Annotated in this window: 22 protein-coding genes and 2 pseudogenes; 15 read left to right on the forward strand and 9 right to left on the reverse strand. The window is 66.8% G+C overall.

Annotated elements, in window-relative coordinates; translation table 11 throughout:
* Position 1 precedes the first annotated feature (1 nt).
* Entirely contained in the window at positions 2 to 2,011 is a 2,010-nt protein-coding gene (locus AC1RR5_RS02185; RefSeq protein ID WP_492919460.1) for a potassium transporter Kup, read from the reverse strand.
* Positions 2,012 to 2,193: 182 nt separating this feature from the next.
* Between AC1RR5_RS02185 and AC1RR5_RS02190 the strand changes: the two genes are divergently transcribed.
* Positions 2,194 to 2,634: an Rrf2 family transcriptional regulator gene (locus AC1RR5_RS02190; RefSeq protein ID WP_492815842.1), complete on the forward strand. Its 441-nt coding sequence runs from the start codon at positions 2,194 to 2,196 to the stop codon at positions 2,632 to 2,634.
* Between the two features lie 3 nt (positions 2,635 to 2,637).
* On the opposite strand, the gene AC1RR5_RS02195 is transcribed toward AC1RR5_RS02190, so the two are convergent.
* Complete coding sequence (locus AC1RR5_RS02195) at positions 2,638 to 3,831, reverse strand: MFS transporter (protein WP_492919461.1); 1,194 nt, start codon at positions 3,829 to 3,831, stop codon at positions 2,638 to 2,640.
* Between the two features lie 283 nt (positions 3,832 to 4,114).
* Here AC1RR5_RS02195 and AC1RR5_RS02200 point away from each other — a divergent pair, with 283 nt between their 5' ends.
* From AC1RR5_RS02200 to rlmN, 3 genes are all read left to right on the forward strand, one after another.
* A complete protein-coding gene (locus AC1RR5_RS02200) occupies positions 4,115 to 4,726 on the forward strand; it encodes a flavodoxin family protein (RefSeq protein WP_492919462.1) in 612 nt (203 codons plus the stop codon).
* 165 nt (positions 4,727 to 4,891) lie between these two features.
* Positions 4,892 to 5,692 (forward strand): SDR family NAD(P)-dependent oxidoreductase, encoded by an 801-nt coding sequence (locus AC1RR5_RS02205; protein WP_492919463.1) that lies wholly within the window; start codon positions 4,892 to 4,894, stop codon positions 5,690 to 5,692.
* Positions 5,693 to 5,776: 84 nt separating this feature from the next.
* Positions 5,777 to 6,991, forward strand: a complete 1,215-nt coding sequence (rlmN, locus tag AC1RR5_RS02210) for a dual-specificity RNA methyltransferase RlmN (protein ID WP_492919797.1) — start codon at positions 5,777 to 5,779, stop codon at positions 6,989 to 6,991.
* A 15-nt stretch (positions 6,992 to 7,006) separates the two neighbouring features.
* Here rlmN and AC1RR5_RS02215 read toward each other — a convergent pair whose 3' ends face one another.
* Positions 7,007 to 8,026, reverse strand: a complete 1,020-nt coding sequence (locus AC1RR5_RS02215) for an SGNH/GDSL hydrolase family protein (RefSeq protein ID WP_492919464.1) — start codon at positions 8,024 to 8,026, stop codon at positions 7,007 to 7,009.
* Between the two features lie 121 nt (positions 8,027 to 8,147).
* Positions 8,148 to 8,477, reverse strand: coding sequence for an ArsR/SmtB family transcription factor (locus AC1RR5_RS02220; protein ID WP_492919465.1), 330 nt, complete (start codon positions 8,475 to 8,477; stop codon positions 8,148 to 8,150).
* A 50-nt stretch (positions 8,478 to 8,527) separates the two neighbouring features.
* On the opposite strand from AC1RR5_RS02220, the gene AC1RR5_RS02225 reads away from it, so the two are divergent.
* From AC1RR5_RS02225 to AC1RR5_RS02235, 3 genes are all read left to right on the forward strand, one after another.
* Complete coding sequence (locus AC1RR5_RS02225; protein WP_492919466.1) at positions 8,528 to 8,977, forward strand: SRPBCC domain-containing protein; 450 nt, start codon at positions 8,528 to 8,530, stop codon at positions 8,975 to 8,977.
* 152 nt (positions 8,978 to 9,129) lie between these two features.
* Positions 9,130 to 9,558, forward strand: coding sequence for a DUF350 domain-containing protein (locus AC1RR5_RS02230; RefSeq protein ID WP_492919467.1), 429 nt, complete (start codon positions 9,130 to 9,132; stop codon positions 9,556 to 9,558).
* A gap of 25 nt (positions 9,559 to 9,583) precedes the next feature.
* Positions 9,584 to 10,417 (forward strand): S1 family peptidase, encoded by an 834-nt coding sequence (locus tag AC1RR5_RS02235; RefSeq protein ID WP_492919468.1) that lies wholly within the window; start codon positions 9,584 to 9,586, stop codon positions 10,415 to 10,417.
* Here AC1RR5_RS02235 and AC1RR5_RS02240 read toward each other — a convergent pair.
* Together AC1RR5_RS02240 and AC1RR5_RS02245 are read right to left on the reverse strand one after the other, a co-directional pair.
* Complete coding sequence (locus AC1RR5_RS02240) at positions 10,414 to 12,102, reverse strand: AmpG family muropeptide MFS transporter (RefSeq protein ID WP_492919469.1); 1,689 nt, start codon at positions 12,100 to 12,102, stop codon at positions 10,414 to 10,416. The genes AC1RR5_RS02235 and AC1RR5_RS02240 overlap by 4 nt on opposite strands.
* 33 nt (positions 12,103 to 12,135) lie before the next feature.
* Positions 12,136 to 13,665: a response regulator gene (locus AC1RR5_RS02245; protein ID WP_492919470.1), complete on the reverse strand. Its 1,530-nt coding sequence runs from the start codon at positions 13,663 to 13,665 to the stop codon at positions 12,136 to 12,138.
* A 199-nt stretch (positions 13,666 to 13,864) separates the two neighbouring features.
* On the opposite strand from AC1RR5_RS02245, the gene AC1RR5_RS02250 reads away from it, so the two are divergent.
* Positions 13,865 to 14,440: a hypothetical protein gene (locus AC1RR5_RS02250; RefSeq protein WP_492919471.1), complete on the forward strand. Its 576-nt coding sequence runs from the start codon at positions 13,865 to 13,867 to the stop codon at positions 14,438 to 14,440.
* On the opposite strand, the pseudogene AC1RR5_RS02255 reads toward AC1RR5_RS02250, so the two are convergent.
* Positions 14,437 to 15,057, reverse strand: a pseudogene (locus tag AC1RR5_RS02255) (ATP-binding protein); the annotation flags it as partial. The gene AC1RR5_RS02250 and the pseudogene AC1RR5_RS02255 sit on opposite strands and share 4 nt — an antisense overlap.
* Before the next feature lie 67 nt (positions 15,058 to 15,124).
* Here AC1RR5_RS02255 and AC1RR5_RS02260 point away from each other — a divergent pair.
* The 4 genes from AC1RR5_RS02260 to AC1RR5_RS02275 all read left to right on the forward strand — a co-directional run bounded on the left by AC1RR5_RS02260 (position 15,125) and on the right by AC1RR5_RS02275 (position 16,630).
* Entirely contained in the window at positions 15,125 to 15,562 is a 438-nt protein-coding gene (locus tag AC1RR5_RS02260; protein WP_492919472.1) for a hypothetical protein, read from the forward strand.
* Complete coding sequence (locus AC1RR5_RS02265; protein ID WP_492919473.1) at positions 15,559 to 15,969, forward strand: hypothetical protein; 411 nt, start codon at positions 15,559 to 15,561, stop codon at positions 15,967 to 15,969. The genes AC1RR5_RS02260 and AC1RR5_RS02265 overlap by 4 nt, the downstream gene beginning before the upstream one ends.
* Positions 15,966 to 16,142, forward strand: a complete 177-nt coding sequence (locus tag AC1RR5_RS02270; RefSeq protein WP_492919474.1) for a hypothetical protein — start codon at positions 15,966 to 15,968, stop codon at positions 16,140 to 16,142. Before AC1RR5_RS02265 ends, AC1RR5_RS02270 begins: the two co-directional genes overlap by 4 nt.
* A gap of 113 nt (positions 16,143 to 16,255) precedes the next feature.
* On the forward strand, positions 16,256 to 16,630 hold the full coding sequence (locus AC1RR5_RS02275) for a hypothetical protein (RefSeq protein ID WP_492919475.1): 375 nt from the start codon (positions 16,256 to 16,258) through the stop codon (positions 16,628 to 16,630).
* An 11-nt stretch (positions 16,631 to 16,641) separates the two neighbouring features.
* Here the strand turns inward: AC1RR5_RS02275 and AC1RR5_RS02280 are convergent, their stop codons facing one another.
* Complete coding sequence (locus tag AC1RR5_RS02280; RefSeq protein WP_492919476.1) at positions 16,642 to 16,908, reverse strand: hypothetical protein; 267 nt, start codon at positions 16,906 to 16,908, stop codon at positions 16,642 to 16,644.
* Between the two features lie 335 nt (positions 16,909 to 17,243).
* Between AC1RR5_RS02280 and AC1RR5_RS02285 the strand changes: the two genes are divergently transcribed.
* Positions 17,244 to 17,468: a helix-turn-helix domain-containing protein gene (locus AC1RR5_RS02285; protein WP_492919798.1), complete on the forward strand. Its 225-nt coding sequence runs from the start codon at positions 17,244 to 17,246 to the stop codon at positions 17,466 to 17,468.
* Complete coding sequence (locus tag AC1RR5_RS02290; protein ID WP_492919477.1) at positions 17,465 to 17,860, forward strand: hypothetical protein; 396 nt, start codon at positions 17,465 to 17,467, stop codon at positions 17,858 to 17,860. Before AC1RR5_RS02285 ends, AC1RR5_RS02290 begins: the two co-directional genes overlap by 4 nt.
* Before the next feature lie 290 nt (positions 17,861 to 18,150).
* Here the strand turns inward: AC1RR5_RS02290 and AC1RR5_RS02295 are convergent, their stop codons facing one another.
* Entirely contained in the window at positions 18,151 to 18,456 is a 306-nt protein-coding gene (locus AC1RR5_RS02295) for a DUF6471 domain-containing protein (RefSeq protein WP_492919478.1), read from the reverse strand.
* Positions 18,457 to 18,570: 114 nt separating this feature from the next.
* Here AC1RR5_RS02295 and AC1RR5_RS02300 point away from each other — a divergent pair.
* Positions 18,571 to 19,533 (forward strand): annotated as a pseudogene (locus AC1RR5_RS02300) (IS1595 family transposase); the annotation flags it as partial.
* Positions 19,534 to 19,721: the final 188 nt, after the last annotated feature.

Here is a 19,721-nt window from a genome sequence, read left to right on the forward strand (position 1 = left end):
GCTAAACCGTGACTTGGGCGCCCAGCTCGACCACACGGCCGGGTGGAATCTTGAAGAAGTCGGTCGGATTGGCCGCATTCCTCATCAGGTAGATGAACAGCTGGTCCTGCCACAGCGGCATGCCGCTGTTGGCCGACGGCACGATCGAGCGGCGTCCCAGGAAGAAGCTGGTGGCCATGATGTCGAACTTCAGGCCCTGCTTGCGGCACACGGCCAGGGCCTTCGGAATGTTCGGACTTTCCATGAAGCCGTAGTTGATGATGACCTTCTTGAAGTCGTCGTTGACCTTCTCGATCTTGACGCGGTCGTCCTCGGCCACGCGCGGGCGGTCGGCGGTGCGGACGGTCAGCACTACGTTGCGCTCATGCAGCACCTTGTTGTGCTTGAGGTTATGCATCAGCGCGACCGGCGTCATGTCCGGGTCCGAGGTCAGGAAGATCGCCGTACCGGGAGCGCGGTGCGGGGCGCGGGCGCGCAGGATCTCCATCAGGTCGACCAGGGGCACGCTGTCGCGGCGGGTCTTGGCGGTCAGGATCTGGCTGCCGCGCACCCAGGTGGCCATGACCAGGAACAGCGCCGCGCCGATCAGCACCGGCAGCCAGCCGCCGGTGAAGAACCGCAGGGCGTTGGCGCTGAGGAACGTCAGGTCCAGGGCGAAGAACGGCACCAGGAAGCACAGGGCGACCGGCAGGCTCCAGTTCCACAGCTTGCGCATGACGATGAAGGCCATGCAGGTCGTCACGCACATGGTGCCGGTCACCGCCAGGCCATAGGCGTGGGCCAGGGCCGACGAGGTCTGGAAGGTGAACATGATGGCCAGCACCCCGACCAGCAGCATGGTGTTCAGCTGCGGCACGAAGATCTGGCCCGACTGGGTCTCGGAGGTGCGGCGCACGTCCAGGCGCGGCAGCAGGCCCAGTTGGATGGCCTGCTGGGTCAGCGAGAAGGCGCCGGTGATCACCGCCTGGCTGGCGATGACCGTGGCCGCGCCGGCCAGCAGCACCAGCGGCAGGCGCAAGGGGCCGGGGGCCATTTCAAAGAACCAGTTCAGCTCGGGGAACGGCTTGCCGGCGGCCGCGGCCGCGTCGAAGGTCGCCAGGGCGAAGGCCCCTTGGCCCAGATAGTTCAGGGTCAGGCAGGGCAGGACGAAGAACAGCCAGGCGGCCTGGATCGGTCGCTTGCCGAAGTGGCCCATGTCCGCCGACAGGGCCTCGGCCCCGGTGACGGTCAGGAACACCGCGCCCAGCACGATGAAGCCGGTCAGGCCGTGATCGGCCAGGAACATCACCGCATAGTGCGGGCTGATGGCCATCAGGATCCCGGGCGTGTGGGCCAGGTGCCAGGCGCCCAGGGCCGCCATCACGCCGAACCACAGGGCGCAGACGGGGCCGAACAGCTTGCCGACCGTGGCGGTGCCCCGGCTCTGGATGAAGAACAGGCCCAGCAGCATCACCGTGGCGATCAGCAGCACCACCTGGTTGGTGACGCTGGTCTCCAGCGCGGGGATGGTCCGCAGGCCCTCGACGGCCGACAGCACCGACATGGCCGGGGTGATCACCGCGTCGCCATAGAACAGGGCCGCGCCGGCCACGCCCAGCACGAAGACCAGGGTCGTGCGCCGGCCCATGGCGTGCTGCGCCAGGGCCATCAGCGACAACACGCCGCCTTCGCCCTTGTTGTCGGCGCGCATGATGAAGAACACGTACTTGATCGTGACGACCAGAATCAGCGCCCACAGGGCCAGCGACACGACGCCATAGATCTCGGGCCGCGTGACGCCGTCATGGGCGGCGGCGGCCAGGGCTTCCTTAAAGGCGTACAGCGGGCTGGTGCCGATATCGCCGAAGACGATTCCGACCGAACCGAGCGCCAAGGCCAGGAAGCCATGACCCTTCAGGTCATGGCCATGGCCATTGCCGCCCCCATTATGGGAGCCGTTTTCCTGTTGCGGAATGTCGGTAGAGGCGGGCGCGCAGTCGTTGCCGGCCGCGCTGGAGGCTTCGGAAGCCATTCAATCCCTCCGGACCGCCCTCGCAAAATGCGGTCGGCCGACCCATATCGATCAAGCGCGGCGCGATACACCCAATCCGCGACGGGTTCAATCATCCCCTGACGTTGCTTCATAGCGCCGTTGCGAGGATGAAACAGTTTTCAGTTGAACGCGCGGGCGACAACCTTACGTTCCCAGGCGAGATGTCGGACAGTCAGAAATTTCCCGTAGCGGCGCACGCCCTGGCCTATTTGGCGCACAAGGAGGCCTTTTCGGCCGACCGCGCCGTGGCTAGCGCCGAGTTGGCCGCCTCGGTCCCGACCAATCCGGTCGTGGTCCGCCGCGTCACCGCCATGCTGGGCAAGGCGGGGCTGATCGGCGCGCGCGCCGGCGCCAACGGCGGCGCCTGGCTGTTGAAGCCCGCCGACACCATCACGCTCGACATCGTGCTGAAGGCCGTCAACGGCTGCGCGCACCTCGGCGTCGCGCCCAAGGGCGTGAAGGGCTGTCCGGTGGGGGAGAAGATCCCCGATGCGGTCCGCTCGGCCATCCAGGCCGCCGACCGCGCCGCGCATGAGCGCCTGGGCCAGATCACGGTCGCCGACCTGCTGAACGGCGCCCACGCGGCGGTCGAGGGCTGCTGAGGCCTATTCCGCCGCCGCGAGCGTCAGCCGGCGTTGCTGCTGGCGCGCGTCGATCGCGGCGACCACCCAGATCACGAAGCCGCCCAGGGCCAGGGCCACGCCGACCCAGCCGGTCGACGCCCAGCCGTAGCCGGCGGCGATCGCCAGGCCGCCCAGCCAGGGGCCCAGGGCGTTGGCGAAGTTGAAGGCCGAGTGGTTCAGGGCCGCGGCCAGGGTCTGGGCCTCGCCCGCCACGTCCATCAGTCGGGTCTGCAGGGCCGCGCCCAGGCCGCCGCCGCAGCCGATCAGGAACACCACCGGCAGCAGGGTCCACAGGCTGCCGATGGCCAGCGGATAGAGGGCCAGGGCGCCGGCGCTCCACAGCAGGATGGCGCCGATGGCCGGGATCAGGGCGCGGTCGGCGGCCCAGGCGCAGACCAGGGTCCCGACCGTCATGCCGGCCCCGAACACCGCCAACACCACCGGCAGCATGGCCGGCGAGGCATGGGTGACCTCGAGCAGGGTGCTCGCCAGGTAGGTGTAGACGCAGAACAGGCCGCCAAAGCCGATCGCGCCGATCGCCAGGGTCAGCCACACCCGGCCGCGGGCCAGGCCCGACAGCTCGCGCAGTGGGCTGGCGTCGGCGTCGGCCGGAACGCGCGGGGCGTACAGCCACACCGACAGGGCGGTCAGCGCGGCCAGCACGGCGACGATCACGAAGCCCCAGCGCCAGCCGATCCATTGCCCGACGACATTGGCCAGCGGCACGCCGACGATGGTGGCGATGGTCAGGCCGATCATCACCATGGCCACCGACTGGGCGCGCTTCTCCGGCGGCGCCACGCTGGCGGCGACCAGGGCCGCGACGCCGAAATAGGCCCCGTGCGGCAGGCCTGAGAAGAACCGGAAGGCGATCATCCAGTTGAAGTCGGGGGCGAGGGCGGAAAGCAGGTTGCCGACCGCGAACACCGCCATCAGCACCGTCAGGATCACCCGGCGCGGCAGCCGCGCGGCGCCCACGGCGATCACCGGCGCCCCGACCACCACGCCCAGGGCGTAGGCGCTGATCGCATGGCCGGCCGTCGGGGCGTCGACGCCCAGGTCCTTGGCGAAATAGGGCAGCAGGCTCATCGACGCGAACTCGGTCGTGCCGATCGCGAAGCCGCCCAGGGCCAGGGCGGCGAGAACTAGGCCGGGGTGGACGGTCTTGGTGGTCATCAGCGCCTCACACACACATGTGGCGCAACACGGACGTGACGCGGCGAAAACGACGCGTCCCGAGGGCATGCTGCATTGCAGAAGTCCCTTCTGCATAAAGAAATGACAACGTTGTCGCAAGCGGCGAAGGCATTTCGTCGTTCGCCGAGGCCTCGCTTGAAGCGCCGCTGAAACCGACCCGCAGAAAAATTGCACCCAACCTTGTTACTGATCCTCTGGCGGTCCGATCGAGCGATCTTACGTAATCGCTACCGTTTCAGTTTCGAATACGAGGGAAACCAAAATGACCACCGTCGCCATCGCCTACCATTCCGGCTACGGCCACACCGAAGTCCTGGCCCACAAGGTCGCCGAGGGCGTCCGTGACGCCGGCCAGACCGCCGTGCTGCTGAAGATCGACAATGCCGCCCAGGACTTCGCGCCGCTGATCGACCAGATCACCGCCGCCGACGCCGTCGTGTTCGGCGCGCCGACCTACATGGGCGACGTCTCGGGCGTGTTCAAAGTGTTCGCCGACGCCACCGCCAGCGCCTTCTTCACCGGCGCCTGGAAGGACAAGCTGGCCGCCGGCTTCACCAACTCGCACAGCTTCGCCGGCGACAAGGGCCACGCCCTGGAGAGCCTGACGATCCTGGCCGCCCAGCACGGCATGAACTGGATCAACCTGGGCATCGCGCCGCCGAACGTGACCGCCGCCGAGCGGGGCCCCGACACGCTGAACCGCGTCGGCTCGTTCCTGGGCGTCGCGGCCCAGTCGGACAACGCCTCGACCGAGATCACCCCGCCGGCCGGCGACCGTGAGACCGCCCGCCTGCTGGGCGAGCGCGTGGCCAAGGCCGCGGTCCGCTGGGCCGTCGGCGCCAACGCCGCCGCCGAACTCGGCAAGGCCGCCTAACCAACTGCCCTAAGGCCGCGCGGTTTTCCCTCCCCGCAGCGGCCTCGGAAGGGGCGCGCCCGACCCCATCGCGCGCCCCTTCCGCCCCCTTTCCGGAGGATTGCTTGAACCAAATCACGGGCCGTGCTCGTCTCCGGCGAAGTTTAGTCTTCCACCGGATCACCCATGGCCCGCCGCCTCGCCCTGATCACCGGCGCCTCCGCCGGCATCGGGGCCGCCTCCGCCCGCATCTACGCCAGCCACGGTTATGACGTGGCCCTGACCGCGCGCCGGGCCGACCGCCTCGAGGGCCTGGCCGCCGAGATCAAGCTGCGCTCGGGCGTCGAGGCCTATGCCATCCCCGCCGACCTGGCCGAGCCGGCCGGTGTCGACACCGTGCTGGCAGCCATCGCCGAGCAGGGCCGCGTCGTCGACGCCCTGGTCAACAACGCCGGCTACGGCCTGCCGGGCACCTATGACTCCACCTCCTGGGCCGACCAGGCCAAGTTCCTGCAGCTGATGCTGACCAGCGTCTGCGAGATGACCCACAAGGTCCTGCCGGGCATGGTCGAGCGCAAGTTCGGCCGCATCGTCAATGTCGCCTCGCTGGCGGGGCTGGTCCCCGGCGCGGCCGGCCACACCCTGTACGCGGCGACCAAGGGCTTTCTCGTCAAGTTCTCCCAGAGCCTGCACCTGGAGAACCTGCAGAACGGGGTGCATGTTAGCGCCCTGTGCCCTGGCTTCACCTATTCGGAATTCCACGACGTCAACGGCACCCGCGCCCAGGTCACCCAGGGCGTGCCCGAATGGCTGTGGCTGGGCGCCGACGAAGTGGCCGCCGCCGGCTACGAGGCCGCCGAGGCCAACCGCTCGATCTGCGTCCCCGGCGCCCCGAACAAGGCCATCGCCGCCATCGCCAAGATCGTCCCCGACGACTGGGCCCTGGCCCTGATCGCCAACCAGGGCGGCAAGTTCCGGAAGGTGTGACGAGAGGTCTCTAGGGCCTTTTTTGGAAAACCGGCCCGGACCTGCTATATGTCCGCCTCGACCCCCGAGCATCCGGACACCCCCTTGAGCGTCACCCTAGACCTGTCGCGCGTCTCCACCGACGCCGCGCCCGCCATCCCCGTCGCAAAACCCATGGTCAACCTCTCGGGCCTCACGCGCCCGCAACTGGTCGCGGCCCTGGTCGAGAGCGGCGTGGTCGAGCACGGCAAGGCCAAGATGCGCGCCACCCAGATCTTCCGCTGGATGCACCATCGCGGCGTCACTGACTTCGCCAACATGAGCGACGTCGCCAAGGAGACGCGCGCGCGCCTGGCCGAGACCTTCAGCATCGCCCGTCCCGAGATCGTCGAGCGCCAGGTGTCCAAGGACGGCACCCGCAAGTGGCTGATCCGCATGGCCCCGGGCATCGAGGTCGAGAGCGTCTACATCCCCGGCGTCGGCCGCGCCGGCGCCCTGTGCGTGTCCAGCCAGGTCGGCTGCACGCTGAACTGCAGCTTCTGCCACACCGGCACCCAGCCGCTGGTCCGCAACCTGACCGCCGCCGAGATCGTCGCCCAGGTGCAGGTGGCCAAGGACGACCTGGCCGAATGGCCGTCGGACAAGGAAGACCGCGTCCTGTCGAACATCGTGTTCATGGGCATGGGCGAGCCGCTGTACAATCTGGGCCAGGTGGCCGACGCCATCGAGATCATCAGCGACAACGAGGGCATCGGCATCTCGCGTCGCCGGATCACGGTCTCGACCTCGGGCGTCGTGCCGATGCTGGAAAAGCTGGGCAATACGACCCAGGCCATGCTGGCGATCAGCCTGCACGCCACCAACGACGCCCTGCGCGACGAGCTGGTGCCGCTGAACAAAAAATATCCGATCGCCGAGCTGATGGCCGGCATCCGCGCCTATCCGGGCCTGTCCAACGCCCGCCGCGTGACCTTCGAATACGTTATGCTGAAGGGCGTCAACGACAGCCCCGACGAGGCCCGCGCCCTCGTGAAGCTGATCAAAGGCATCCCGGCCAAGGTCAACCTGATCCCGTTCAATCCGTGGCCGGGCAGCGACTACCTCTGCTCGGACTGGTCGACGATCGAGGCCTTCGCCGCGATCCTCAACAAGGCCGGCTACTCCTCGCCGATCCGCACCCCGCGCGGCCGCGATATCCTGGCCGCCTGCGGCCAGCTGAAGAGCGAGAGCGAGAAGGTCCGCGCCTCGGCGCTGCGCAAGCTTTCGCTGGCGGCGATGGCCGGCGTGCTGAGCGACGACGACGAGGATGAGGCGGCTTAAGGGGTCTCGCGCCGATCAGGCGACCGTGGTCTTCAACGCCGCGAACAACGCCTCGGCGTAACGTCGTGCGCCGCCGACATTGGGGTGGCCGACCGAGGCCCGGTCGCAGATGAAACGCTTGTCGCCCTTCGGCTTTTGCACCAGGCGCTTGCAATAGATCTCGCGGTCCTTCCGGATCGGATCCTGCGCCACGCCCTCGCGGTCGAGCCCGAAGATCAGGGCTTTCGGGGTGAAGGCGGCTTCTTCCTCGGAAATTCCCGGATCGACGAAGCGGAAGTTTCCGCCGCCGGTCCGTGCGTTCTCCGCCGCGACCGCCGCGCTCAGCGCCGCCTTCGAGGCGTCGTTGAAGGCCAGGCTGTTGCGGGTGGCGTCGGCGATCGGATCCAGGCCCTTGAGGTCCTTCTGCTTGCGGCGGATCCTGGGCCAGCGCGTGTATTCGACCGCGAACGCCTTCAGCAGGATCCAGATATTGGGCGGCTTCGAGAACCCGCTCAGCACCGGATAGTAGCCGCAGACCAGCACCTTCACCTGTGGGTTGGCCGTTACGAAGGTTTCGCTGACCGTCTGCAGGAACCGGGTCATTCCCTGGCGACAGTGCTTGTCGCAGAGGTCGATGATATCGGCCGGCGTGGTCTTGAAGGGGTTGTAGATCGTGCGGGCGTTGACGTCGTTGATGCCGCCGATCACCACGATCGCGTCGAACAGGCGGTCGGGATGCTCCTCGACAACCTGACGAACCTGTTCGTACAGGGTGGGGCGATCCTGAGGGATCTCACGCGGCCACCAGCCGGGAACCACCTGCGGCCACGTGGCGTCGGGCGTCCCGATGATCGCGCCCGAGGCGCCGTAGGCGAGCACGCTGGCCTCGGCTCCGTCGCTTTCCAGCAGCTTGGCGGCCAGCAAGTTGTGCATCTTCTGGGGTTCGAGCAGTCCCTGGCCCCAGGCCACGGAATCGCCGATCACCAGAATCCGGCTGCGCGCCGTCGGCGACAGCGGCAGGCTCGCCACGGCGAGCAGGAATGTTCGTCTGTCCATGTCAGCGCCCCCCGGCGACACGGCCCGCGCCGCGCGTCGTTAACCTAGAGCGGCTCTCTTATGGGGCGCAATGGAATTTCTGCGCCATTCTGGATTGTGCATGCGCTGTGAGCGGCAGCGTTCAGTCTGCCGTCTCCACCACCTTCTTCAGCCGGCTGAGCATGCTGGCCGCATAGGCCGCGTAGGGGCCGATCCAGCGTTCGTGAATTTCATGCACGGGCAGGGCGTCCAGGTGGTTCCAGCGTTCGCGGCCGCGGCGTTCGGCGACGACCAGGCCAGCGTCTTCCAGCACGCCCAGGTGCTGCATCACCGTGCAGCGATCCAGCTCGACGAACCGCGCGCACAGCATGCCGGTGGTCAGCGGCTCTTCCTTCAGAAGATCGAGAATCCGCCGCCGGACCCGGTGGCCCAGGGCCTTGAAGATCAGGTCCGCTTCGTCCTCGCTTGACATGTTATAAGATTATAACACATGGTTCGCGCCAGCAAGCGAGGAGATGTCCCATGGCGCACGAATTCACCGTCAGTGGCCGGATCGCCAAGCCGGTGTCCGAGGTCTTCGAGGCCGTCGCCGACCCCAAGCGGCTGTCGGGTTATTTCACCACCGGCGGCGCCCAGGGGCGGCTGGAGACCGGCGCGACCGTCACCTGGGACTTCCATGACTTCCCGGGCGCCTTCCCGGTCGAGGTGGTTGAGGTCGTCGCCAACGAGAAGATCGTCTTGCGCTGGGGCTCGGCCGAGCCGAACGCCACCAACAAGACCGAGGTGACCATGACCTTCGCCGACACCGGCGATGGCCGCACCCTGGTCAAGATCCACGAGGCCGGCTGGAGCGACTCCCCGGCGGGCGAGAAGGCCGCCTTCGGCAATTGCGAGGGCTGGACCGGCATGCTGTGCGCCATGAAGGTCTTCGTCGAGCACGGCCTGAACCTGCGCGAAGGCTTCTACAAGTAGGCCTCGGCTCCCCTGACGCGGGCGCCCCCTACGCAAATCTTGTCGACCCGTGTTAGTCAGGGCTCCGCTCTTTTGTTGGAGCGTGACGGGCGCCGAAACCGGCTTCCATTTTCGGCTGTCACGCTCTGGGTTTTTCGGGGTAGTCCGCGTCCATGCCGTCCCAGCTCCAGTCGCCCGAGGTCCAGGCCTTCGCCACCGGCTTCCCGGTCACCCTGCTGCACGCCAGCGTGACCCTGGTCATGCTGATCCTGGGCACGACGCTGTACGCCCTGCTGACCCCGCACAAGGAAATCACCCTGATCCGCGAGGGCAATTCGGCCGCCGCATTGTCGCTGGGTGGGGTGATGGTCGGCCTGGCCATTCCGCTGGCCATCTCGCTGACCGCCTCGACCTCGGTGATCGAGATCATGATCTGGGGCGCGGCGACCATCGCCGTGCAGCTGCTGGTGTTCCGCGTCACCGACATGGTGCTGAAGGGCCTGCCCGAGCGCATCCAGGAGGGCGAGGTCGCCGCCGCCGCCCTGCTGGTCGGCGCCAAGCTGGCCACCGCCCTGATCCTCGCCGCCGCCGTGGCCGGCTGATCAGGCGCGGTCGGGGGACCTTACAGTGCATTTCCCCAAGCTTCCCGATTGGCTGGTCTACGCCGCGGCCGTCAGCGCCCTGGTGATCGTCGCCGTCGGCCGGCAGGAGCGCTCGGACGCGCCGCCGCCGCCGCCGCCGGTGCCGGGCGAGGAAGGCTTGCCTTTAGGTCCGTCCTCGCCGTTCGATCCGTCGATCGTGGTCCAGGTGCCGGACCGTCCCGAGCCCGGCTCGGGCACCGCCTTCTCGGTCGGCGATGACGGGACTTGGCTGACCGCGCGCCACGTAGTCGACGGCTGCAAGTCCGCCGCGATCGTCGTCGCGGATGGTCGTGGCGTCGCGGCCAAGATCCATGTGGATCCGCGCGCCGACGCGGCCATCCTGACCACCGAGGGCGGGGCGCCGTCGGTGCCGTTGGGCCTGGACCAGCCGCTGCGCCGGGGCGCGCGCGCCTATCATCCGGGTTTCCCGCAGGGCCATCCGGGCGAGGCCGCCTCGCGTCTGCTGGGCCGCGAGAACCTGGTCGTCCACGGGCGCGGCGCGCGCACCGAGCCGGTGCTGGTCTGGGCCGAGGTCGGTCGCACCGACAATCTGAAGGGCACCCTGTCGGGCCTGTCGGGCGCGCCGGCCCTGGACGCCGCCGGGCGGGTGATCGGCGTCACCGTCGCCGAGGCGCCGCGCCGGGGCCGCATCTACACGACCGCGCCCGAGACCCTGAAGGTCCTGCTGGGCCCGCACCGCCGGCCCTCGCCGTCGGAATTCGCGCCCAGCGAGCCGATCACGACCGAGAACTACGGCCGCGTGGCCGACGGGCTGCGTCGCGACCTGCGGGTGGCCCAGGTGGTGTGTTTGGCGGTCTAGGCCGCCGCCGCTTCAGGCTCCGCCGGCTTCTGCCGCGCCGCGACCATGAACGACAGCACGATCGCCACCACGCCGATCAGCGCCGTGTAGATGAAGAAGGTCGTGTAGCCCGCCGCCAGGGCCTGGGCGCTGACGCCCAGCTTGGCGCCGGCGGCGGTGAAGCTTTCGGGCGGCAGGCGGGTGAAGAGGCCCTTCAGGAGGCCGATCGGACCGCCGGCTTCGGCGGCCAGGGCCGAGCCCTCGACGATGCGGCCCGACTGCGAGGCGATCAGCTTGCCGGGCAGCGCGTATAGCGACGAGAACAGGGCGTACTGGGTGGCCGTGAAGCCCGCCGTCGTCAGGCTGGACATGTAGGCGATCAGGGCCGTGCCCGCGATGCCGCCGGCCAGGTTGTCGATGCAGATCGAGGCGAACAGCATCGGCACGCTGTGGCCGCTGATGGCCAGCAGGGCGAACAGCAGGTTGCTGATCGGCTGGGCGAAGGCGCCGATGACCAGGGCCTTCATCAGGCCGAGCCGCGCCACCACGACCCCGCCCAGGAACACGCCGATCATCGAGGCGATGATGCCGAACACCTTCCGGATCTCGGCGATCTCGGTGAGGGTGAAGCCCAGGTCCCGGTAGAACGGGTTCATAATGTTGAGCACGAAGTCCGAGACGCGATAGACGCAGATCGCCGCCAGGATCAGGCCGGCCACGCCTTGGAAGCGCTTGGTGAAGTCGATCAGCGGCTCGCCGAACGCGGTCGACATGTAGACGCCGGGCTTGGTGCGCACCTTGGGGATCGGCCAGGCGGCGACCACGACCACGGCCAGGCCGATGATCACCCCGACCAGCTGCAGCCAGACGCCGTTGGGCTTGGCGGTCCAGGCGTCGGCCAGGGCCTCGCCGCCGACCAGCTTGGACAGCAGCGTGGCGTCGCCGGCCAGGCCCGAGCCCAGCACCAGGGCGCCCAGCAGCAGGATGGCCAGGCGCGTCAGCCATTCCAGGATCTCCAGCGCCTTGGGCTGGTTGACGTCGCCGGTCGGGATCGGGCGGATGGTGTGCTCGGCCTCGCGCGGGGCCCACAGGGTGGCCAGGACGCCGAGCCCGACCACGAAGCCCATGACGGCGTACGAGAAGTTCCAGCCGAAGCGCTCGGCCAGCAGCAGCGGCCCGGCGCCGGCCGCGATCATCGCGACGCGATAGCCCCACTGGTAGGCCACGACCATCGGGCCCTGTTCTTCCTTGTTCGCCACCTCGATGCGCCAGGCGTCGATGACGATGTCGTGCGAGGCGGTGGCGAAGCCCACGGCCACGGCGGCCGCGCCGACGGCGGCCAGCTGCGAGGCGGGGTTGAGGCCCGAGATGGCGAACAGGCCCAGGATCATCGCGGTCTGGAAGACCAGGATCCAGGCCCGCCGATGGCCCAGCAGGCCATGCAGCACCGGCACCTTGGCCCGGTCGATCAGCGGGGCCCACAGGAACTTGAACGAGAACGACAGGGTGGCCAGGCTGAAGAAGCCGATCACCGCCAAGGACAGGCCCGCGTCGCGCAGCCACAACGACAGGGTGTCGAAGATCAGCATGTAGGGCAGGCCCGACGCGAAGCCCAGGCCCAGCATCACCAGGCTGCGCCGCTCCAGGAAGAAGGCCAGGGTCTGGAGAAGGGTCTTCTTCTCCTGCGGCTTGGCAGTGTCGGTCATCTGGCGATCCCCCTGCGGGGATCGCCCCGCCCTTTAGCCGGCGACCTTGGCTCGCGTCGCGGTTTTCGTCCAGCCGCTCGCGGCCCCGCCCGTGGTCCAGCGCTTGAGAGCGTCGCGCAGGGCCTCCTGTGTGAGGGGCTTCACCAGGAAGTCGTCCATGCCGGCGGCCAGGCAGGCGCGCTTGTCCTCGTCGAAGGCGTCGGCGGTCAGGGCGGCGATCGGGGCGGCGACGCCCTTGGCGCGCAAGGCCTTGGCGGCCTGGACGCCCGACAGGCCGGGCATGCGCAGGTCCATCAGGATCAGGTCGTACGCGCCCGCGGAAGCGGCGGCCACGGCCTGCTCGCCGTCGGCGACGCGATCGACCTTGCAGCCCTCGCGCTCCAGCAGGGTGCGGGCCAGCAGGGCGTTGATCGGATTGTCCTCGGCCAGCAGCACGCGCACGCCCTGGGCCACGGCTCCGGCGATGCGGTCATCGTGGGCGGGCGCTTCGGCCTCGGCGGTTTCGGTCGCGCCGGCCTGCAGCACCTGGGCGACCAGGGATGCGGCGCGCAGCGGCTTGATCAGGTAGCCCGAGAAGCCGGCGCTCTTCAGGCGGTCGATGCGGTCGCGCTGCTCGGGCGTCAGCAGCACCACGGCCTTGCGGCCGGCGGGCGGCTTGATGGCTCCGCGCGGGCCCGACAGGGCGGCGTCGATCAGCAGCACGGCGTCGGCCGGCGCGCCCGACAGGGCCGAGGCGATGTCGACGGCGGCGAAGGCGCGGCCGCCGGCGGCTTCGATCTGGCGCACGGTGGCGGCGCGGACGATGGCGTTGGGCGAGGCGATGGCGACGCTGCGGCCTTCCAAGGGCGTGGCGCGGGTCGCGGGGGCGGAAATCTCGAAGGGCGCTTCGAACCAGAACTCGGCGCCTTGGCCCAGTTCGCCGCCGACCCCGACCTCGCCGTCCATGGCGTTGGCCAGGCGGGCGACGATGGCCAGGCCCAGGCCCGCGCCGCCCAGCTGGGTGGCGTGGGTGATATCGGTCTGGACGAAGGCCTCGAAGATCCGTTGGCGGGCCTCGGGCGCGACGCCGGGACCAGTGTCGGCCACCGAGAAGCGGATGCGGCCTTCGGACGTGGCGGTGGCGGTCAGCATGACGCCGCCGGCCTCGGTGAATTTCACGGCGTTGCCGGCGAAGTTCAGCAGGATCTGCCGCAGGCGGCCCTCGTCGGCCAGGATCGTCGGCAGGGTCGCGGGCGCGGCCCAGGCGATCTCGACGCCCTTCTCGTGGGCGCGGGGGCTCATCAGTTCGGCGACCTGGCGCAGCAGGCCCTCGACATCGACCGGGGCCAGGGAGAGCTCGATCGAGGCCGCGCCCAGGCGGGCGAAGTGCAGCACGTCATTGACCAGCGACAGCAGGTGGTCGCCGCTCTCGCGCAGGGCCGTGACGTACGACCGCTGCTCGGCCGTCAGCTTGGTGTTTTCCAGCAGGCGCGCCATGCCCAGCACGCCGTTCAGCGGGGTGCGGAACTCGTGGCTCAGGGTGGCCAGCTGCTCGGGCGTGACGCCGGGTTTCGGATCGCTCATGGAGATCGAGGTTACCCCGCGCGGCTTAACGGGCGGTCAAATCCGGAACCGGTATCGAGCGGCGCCGTTCTGCGTGAACAAGCTCGAACAGGGAAGCTCACGCCATGCGATCGATCCTTCTGATGCTCCTCGGAGTGCCGCTGCCGATCATCCTGCTGCTCGCCTTCTGCACGCACCATTTCTGAGACGGGGACGTCCTATGGCTCTGTCACCTGACCTCGTCGCCCTGGATGTGGGCGAAGAAAACCAGTCGGCCGTTAGCTGGGACGCTGTCCTGGCCGGCGCCGTCGCCACGATCGCCCTGCTGTTCGTGCTGCTGTCGCTGGGCGCGGGCTTTGGCCTGAAGATGGCGCCCCGCTGGCCGCTGGGCGTGTCGTCCAGCGACTTCACCCCCGCCCTGGGCGCGGCGTTCATCGCCTGCCAGGTCGTGGCCAGCATGCTGGGCGGCTATGTCGCCGGGCGGCTGCGCACCAAGTGGCTGAACGTCCACGATCACGAGGTCCATTTCCGCGACACCGCCCATGGCCTGCTGGCCTGGGCCGCCAGCGTGGTGGGCCTGCTGGTCCTGGGCGCCCTGGCCGCGCCGACCTCGCCCGCGCCGGTCGCCGGCGACCTGTCGGCCGCCGAGGTCCTCCGCGCCACGCAGATCGGCGCGCAGCTGTCGCTGTTCCTCGGTATCGGCGCCCTGACCAGCGCCTTCGCCGCCAGTGTCGCCGCCGCGATCGGTGGCCTGCGTCGCGACGACATGCACAAGCTGCACCGGACGCGGGCCTAGGCCGGCACGCCTTCGCCCGGCGTATTGGTTCGCCGATAGGCCAGCGCTTCGGCGACGTGGACGCGCTGGACACGCTCGGCGCCTTCCAGGTCGGCGATGGTGCGGGCCAGGCGCAGGGTGCGGGTCCAGCCGCGCGCGCTGATCCGGCCGGCCTCGGCGGCCTGGGCCAGCAGGGCGCGGCCGCGGTCGTCCAGGGCGGTGATCTTCTCCAGGAAGGCGCCCTCGGCCCGGCCGTTCAGGCCGTCGTCCGCGCCCAGGTCTTCCGCGCGAGCCTGCTGCAGCGTCCGAGCCCGCGCCACCCGCGCGGCGACCTCGGCCGAGCCCTCCTGCGGCGGCGGCAAGGAGAGATCGGCGGCGGTGACGGCGGGCATGTCGACGGCCAGGTCGATGCGATCCAGCATCGGCCCCGACACCCGGCCCTGATAGTCCAACTGGCACCTGGGGGCCTTGCCGCACGCGCCGCGCCCGGCCCCGCCGTGGCCGCAGCGGCAGGGGTTCATGGCCGCGACCAGCTGCACGCGGGCCGGATAACGGATGTGGAAGTTAGCGCGGGCCACCATCACTTCGCCGGTCTCCAGCGGGGCGCGCAGGCTATCCAGCGCCTGGCGGCCGAACTCCGCTCTTATGGCGGAAACACACCTAGCCGTCTGAGACGCAAGTTATTGTTCTTGCTACGTTCTTCCCATGGAAAACAAGCCTGAACGCCCCAACACCGTCGCCGGCCTTCTTGAGAAACGCTCGCTGCTCGCGGGGATGATCAAGTATCATCGCGCCGAGTTGCGGAAGGTCATCTGCGATCTCGACCACATCGACGCGACGATCCGCATGTTCAATGCGAGCGCCGATATCAGCCGCGTGGCCCGCTATCCGACCAAGCATCGCGCCACTAAGGGCGAAGCGTCGATCTTCGTCCTGCGGATGCTGAAAGCGGCGGACCGTCCGCTGACATCGCTCGAAATCGTCCACGCCCAGATCAAGGCGCGCGGACTGAAGGCGGACGACGAGACGATCGTCCTTATGCGCAAGCGCGTCGGCGCCACGCTCTCCGCTCAACAACGTCTTGGGTACGTGCGGTCGATCCCGATGGATGGTCGTTACAAGGGCTGGGAGTTGGTTCGATGAGCCGCGCGGAACAATATCTCGCACTCGCCTATGAGTACGCCGGCGCCGCCGAGCGACTGACTTCGAACACAGCCGGCATACTTCGCCCATTTGACGCCTTTGTCGCGCAGTCGCTCGAACTCTCCTTCAAGGCCGCGTTGAGCCGACAGGGGACGGATGAAGAGTTCTTGATCCTGATCGGGCACGGCCTTGAGCGTTGTCAGCGCCACGCGTCAAGGGGTGGCTTCGTAGTGCCGAATAACGTCTCGGCCCTGGTGGAGGAACTTGACGGTTGCCACGGGGCTCAATCGCTCCGCTACCCCAGCTACATCTACCAAGCTCCGGAGTTAGAGGCGCGCGGCGCCTGCGCCGTTCTGGTGGCGCATCTGGCGGCGGTAGACGCCTATATCCACGGGGAGGCGTCATGACGCCCTCTCGTACCGAGCCGCTCCGCTTCACCCGTGGGCGGCACACTTACATCGTCAGCCGCGCCTACGACGGTGATGGCTACATCGGCCTGCGTGACGGCCGCATCATCGCCCGCGACGCCGAGCGGGCGAATGTCGCTCGGCTCCTGATCGCAGGACAGAACGCTAGATAGGCTGGTCCCCGAATTTCGAACGGTCCGCATCGTGATCGCGTTGGCCACTGAGGAGCAAGCAATCTTGACGTTCCACCTGAAGTGGCGTCACGCTTAGGCCTCCGAGGTCAAAAATGCCCGCTGAAAACACTCCGTCGTTCTTCGTCCCGATAGTCGACCCGACCACCTACGAAGAAGCTTACAGAGATTTGGCACGCTTCTGTCAGAGCGAGCCGGAACCACTTGGGCGGCGGATTTACTCAATCACCTATGAGCACAACGGGGCTGAATGGACTGCCACGGTTGGCAAGACCTTGCAGGGCGTTCAGTGGATCAAGAAGAAGTCGCGTGGCCAAACGAGTGAGCATCAGAGGCACTACACCGACAGTGCAACCGTTCTAGCGATCTTCCCCGGCGACCCGTTCGTGGTCTGCCATGACGGCAATCGATCCGCATGGGAGAATCCGTTTTTCACAGCCCAGCCCAAAGCCGTCACCTATTTCGTGTAGGTGATGGCGGGTTACGGGGCATCGGCTAGGCGCGCCCGCCGCACGCAATCAGTCATGTTGGTCATGAACTCCGCCCTTTCACAGAGGCGGATGCCCTTAGCTGCCGCTCTGGCTTTTCGTCGCTCCTCGACCGCGTTGGCTTGATCGACCTTCGCGAATACCGAATCCCACGTCGGCGGTTCGGCCGCGCGGACCGGTAGCGTACAGCCCATCGCTTCCCAGAAGGCTGGACTAGGGTCGTCGGTCAGGTGGGAACTGTTGTCGCTGATATAGATCACCGACCGACGCACTGCCGGCCCGTTTTGGACCTCCGTACAGGTCGTCCCCTGGTCAGGGCGCCAAGACCGAACTGATGTGCCGCGCGTCGGTGGAGGTGCCGCCTTCACGCTGTTGGCGTACGCCTGCGAAGCGGCCCACACCGCGTTGCACTCCGCTTGGGAATGGCCTTGAGGGCAGTAGGGCGCGCCGGCCTGGAGCAGCGCGACAACAGCAAGAGCGGATAGAGACATAGGACCCTCTCGTGGTTGAATAGGGCCTATCTTGCCTATCGAGGGTTACCAAAATAGGCAGAATGGCTCCTGGAGCCAAACTGCCTGTCGCCGGACATTCCGGGATGGATTGGGCGGCGATAGTTGGGGCGAATATTCGCCGCCTGCGTAAGGCGAAAGGCCTTACGCAGGAGCAGCTGGCCCATGAATCCGGGGTGGCGATGCGGTACGTCGCCGGCGTCGAGCGGGGTGAAGAGAACCCGTCGCTCAAGTTTCTAGTAAAGATCGCTAACGCGCTGGAAGCCCCACCCGCCACCTTGTTTGCGCCTCAGGAACCGAGAGCAATATGAGCTTAGCCGAAGACTTCGATCAAGCTTCCAAGAAGTACAAGCTTACCGAGAGGCGTGTATCCGATTTTGCTGATGAGTTTTTTACGCTCAGTGAAAACACGGAAGACCCGAGATTCGCTGGAAAGCTGCTCCGGGTCGTCGACGGCTTGAGGAATTACCCCCTCGGGTTTCACTTCACTCGCCTAAATAGCCCTGACCTGTTAATGCCGCCGGTCGTCTTAAATACAGACCTTGGTATGGACGGGTTGAATTGGCCTGAGAGTTTCGCGCCTAAAGTATGGGAAGTGCAGCGCGAGCTTATAAATCTGCACAAATATCGTGATTTTATGAGAGAGATATTTTCAAGGTTACCGGAAAATGAGCAGGTCGATCGCGCTAAGCTTCTGCCTTAATCCATGATGTAAGTGAACTACCGCTCACAACAACAAAGTCCTTGCTGTTGGGGTCGGTCGATCGAACTTCAACGCGCATACGCTCGCCTGGAAACAGGCGGTCAGATAGAGCCATGACCGCGTCGAGCAGGGAAACCAGAATTGCGCGATCAGTCGGGAATTGAGTGTCCATTAGAATTCTCGGCTATTAATTCTAATTCTCTCATGGCTATCGCATAAGTCAAGAATTCGGACGAGCCGATCCGTAGAGCCGCCGCAGCAGGATGCTCGTTTGTAGATTTAATACCCAACTAACCATTGTCTAGGAGGCGGTTTATACTTCCCATAACTTCTTCCATTTCCTGGTACTCATGTGATATGTCTAAGTTTTGAACCCGCATGGCCAACATGCATTGAAAGAAAAACGCGGCAGAAAACGCGCCTTTTGAAATCTTATTTCTCAGGTTGCGCTCGTTTTCTTCAATGCCGTTGCGTTCCAATATTTCAACTAGACCGGCGTAGGTAAGTCCTCGCTTCTTCATCTCAGTTTTGAAGAGCGCCTTAGCGACATCAGAACCCCATTTTTCAGTGAGGCCGTTCCGGTCCCAAAGCGGCATTCGCATCCCCCAGAGGTGCATACGTCATCGTTTTCGATGACATTTCGATTGCTGCCCCGCCCTTTGCGTGACATATGACATCGAATTCGATGACAAATGCCACGAAAGGCGGGTTTGAAACAGCACTTTCTCCTCAGCGCCAAAGCGCGGACGCTAAGCGTCGTCGAGATCGCTCGTATGAGCGACGACGAAGCTTACGCCGCGTTCAAGGCGGTCCGCTTCGCGGATAACGGAGGGGAGGCGTTTTGCCCTCACTGCGGATGCGACGCCGTGTACGAGTATCGGGCGCGCAGGTTGTTCAAATGTAAGGCCTGCGAGAAGCAGTTCACCGTCACATCTGGGACCACCTTCCGGAGCCGGAAGATGTCTTTTCAGGACATCCTGGTCGCCGTCGTGCTGTTCGTGAACGGGGTCAACGGCAACGCCGCTCTCCGCCTGAGCCGCGATCTCAATTGCTCATACAAGACCGCGTTCGTGTTGCTGCACAAACTGCGCCGCGCGATGGCGTCGGCGCAGGCCGAGAACACGCTCACCGGTGAAGTGGAAATTGATGGCGTCTACATCGGTGGCTACGTCCGGCCCGCGAATATGAAGGCTGACCGCCCGGACACCCGCAAGGACTATAACCGGAAACGTCGCTCGATCGTGACCATGCGGGAGCGCCGCATCGGTGGCCGATCGCGCGCCGTGGTCGTGAAGGACGAAAAGGCCGCGATACCCGCGATCCTCGAAATGGTCCATTCCAGCGCGCACGTCGTGACAGACGACCAAACCGCCTACAACCGCTTCTTCATCCCGTTCGCGGACCACTCGACGGTCAACCACACGAAGGGCTTGAGCATCGAAGGCGTCCACATCAACGGCGTCGAGGCCCAGCATTCCCGCATCCGCCGCGCCGAGCGCGGGGTCTATCTTCAACTCAACGCCGCGCACGCTCAGCGATATGCCGACGAACTGTCCTGGCGCGACGACCACCGCCGGGTCAGCAACGGTCAGCAGTTCTGGAAAGTGCTCGCGCGAGCGACCGCCCTACGCCCCGACGCGGAACTGGTCGGGTATTGGGGGAAGCGGCCGGCTTGGCTGCTCCAGGCCGCGACGCAGCGCGAACTAAAGGAACTGACGCGGCGCAAGAGGGCGAGGGAGCAGGCCGCCAAACTCGCACGTGAGCGGACCAGCGGATCGGCTTCCCCTCGTCGCTGACAATCAGTCCTTCCCAGAGGAGCCGCCTGAATGAGACGGAAATCGCGTTCGCCAGCTTGGCAATC

The sequence above is a fragment of the Caulobacter sp. GW821-FHT11E11 genome, from assembly GCF_058808315.1.

Bases quoted from the DNA above. Each gene is read 5' to 3' on its own strand.
- AC1RR5_RS02185 (WP_492919460.1), bottom strand. From the start codon at position 2,011: ATGGCTTCCGAAGCCTCCAGCGCGGCCGGCAACGACTGCGCGCCCGCC.
- AC1RR5_RS02195 (WP_492919461.1), bottom strand. From the start codon at position 3,831: ATGACCACCAAGACCGTCCACCCCGGCCTAGTTCTCGCCGCCCTGGCC.
- AC1RR5_RS02270 (WP_492919474.1), top strand. From the start codon at position 15,966: ATGACGCCCTCTCGTACCGAGCCGCTCCGCTTCACCCGTGGGCGGCAC.
- AC1RR5_RS02245 (WP_492919470.1), bottom strand. From the start codon at position 13,665: ATGAGCGATCCGAAACCCGGCGTCACGCCCGAGCAGCTGGCCACCCTG.
- AC1RR5_RS02190 (WP_492815842.1), top strand. From the start codon at position 2,194: ATGTCGGACAGTCAGAAATTTCCCGTAGCGGCGCACGCCCTGGCCTAT.
- AC1RR5_RS02215 (WP_492919464.1), bottom strand. From the start codon at position 8,026: ATGGACAGACGAACATTCCTGCTCGCCGTGGCGAGCCTGCCGCTGTCG.
- AC1RR5_RS02205 (WP_492919463.1), top strand. From the start codon at position 4,892: ATGGCCCGCCGCCTCGCCCTGATCACCGGCGCCTCCGCCGGCATCGGG.
- AC1RR5_RS02295 (WP_492919478.1), bottom strand. From the start codon at position 18,456: ATGCCGCTTTGGGACCGGAACGGCCTCACTGAAAAATGGGGTTCTGAT.
- AC1RR5_RS02265 (WP_492919473.1), top strand. From the start codon at position 15,559: ATGAGCCGCGCGGAACAATATCTCGCACTCGCCTATGAGTACGCCGGC.
- AC1RR5_RS02220 (WP_492919465.1), bottom strand. From the start codon at position 8,477: ATGTCAAGCGAGGACGAAGCGGACCTGATCTTCAAGGCCCTGGGCCAC.
- AC1RR5_RS02250 (WP_492919471.1), top strand. From the start codon at position 13,865: ATGGCTCTGTCACCTGACCTCGTCGCCCTGGATGTGGGCGAAGAAAAC.
- AC1RR5_RS02285 (WP_492919798.1), top strand. From the start codon at position 17,244: ATGGATTGGGCGGCGATAGTTGGGGCGAATATTCGCCGCCTGCGTAAG.
- AC1RR5_RS02230 (WP_492919467.1), top strand. From the start codon at position 9,130: ATGCCGTCCCAGCTCCAGTCGCCCGAGGTCCAGGCCTTCGCCACCGGC.
- AC1RR5_RS02260 (WP_492919472.1), top strand. From the start codon at position 15,125: ATGGAAAACAAGCCTGAACGCCCCAACACCGTCGCCGGCCTTCTTGAG.
- AC1RR5_RS02290 (WP_492919477.1), top strand. From the start codon at position 17,465: ATGAGCTTAGCCGAAGACTTCGATCAAGCTTCCAAGAAGTACAAGCTT.
- AC1RR5_RS02275 (WP_492919475.1), top strand. From the start codon at position 16,256: ATGCCCGCTGAAAACACTCCGTCGTTCTTCGTCCCGATAGTCGACCCG.
- AC1RR5_RS02240 (WP_492919469.1), bottom strand. From the start codon at position 12,102: ATGACCGACACTGCCAAGCCGCAGGAGAAGAAGACCCTTCTCCAGACC.
- AC1RR5_RS02225 (WP_492919466.1), top strand. From the start codon at position 8,528: ATGGCGCACGAATTCACCGTCAGTGGCCGGATCGCCAAGCCGGTGTCC.
- AC1RR5_RS02200 (WP_492919462.1), top strand. From the start codon at position 4,115: ATGACCACCGTCGCCATCGCCTACCATTCCGGCTACGGCCACACCGAA.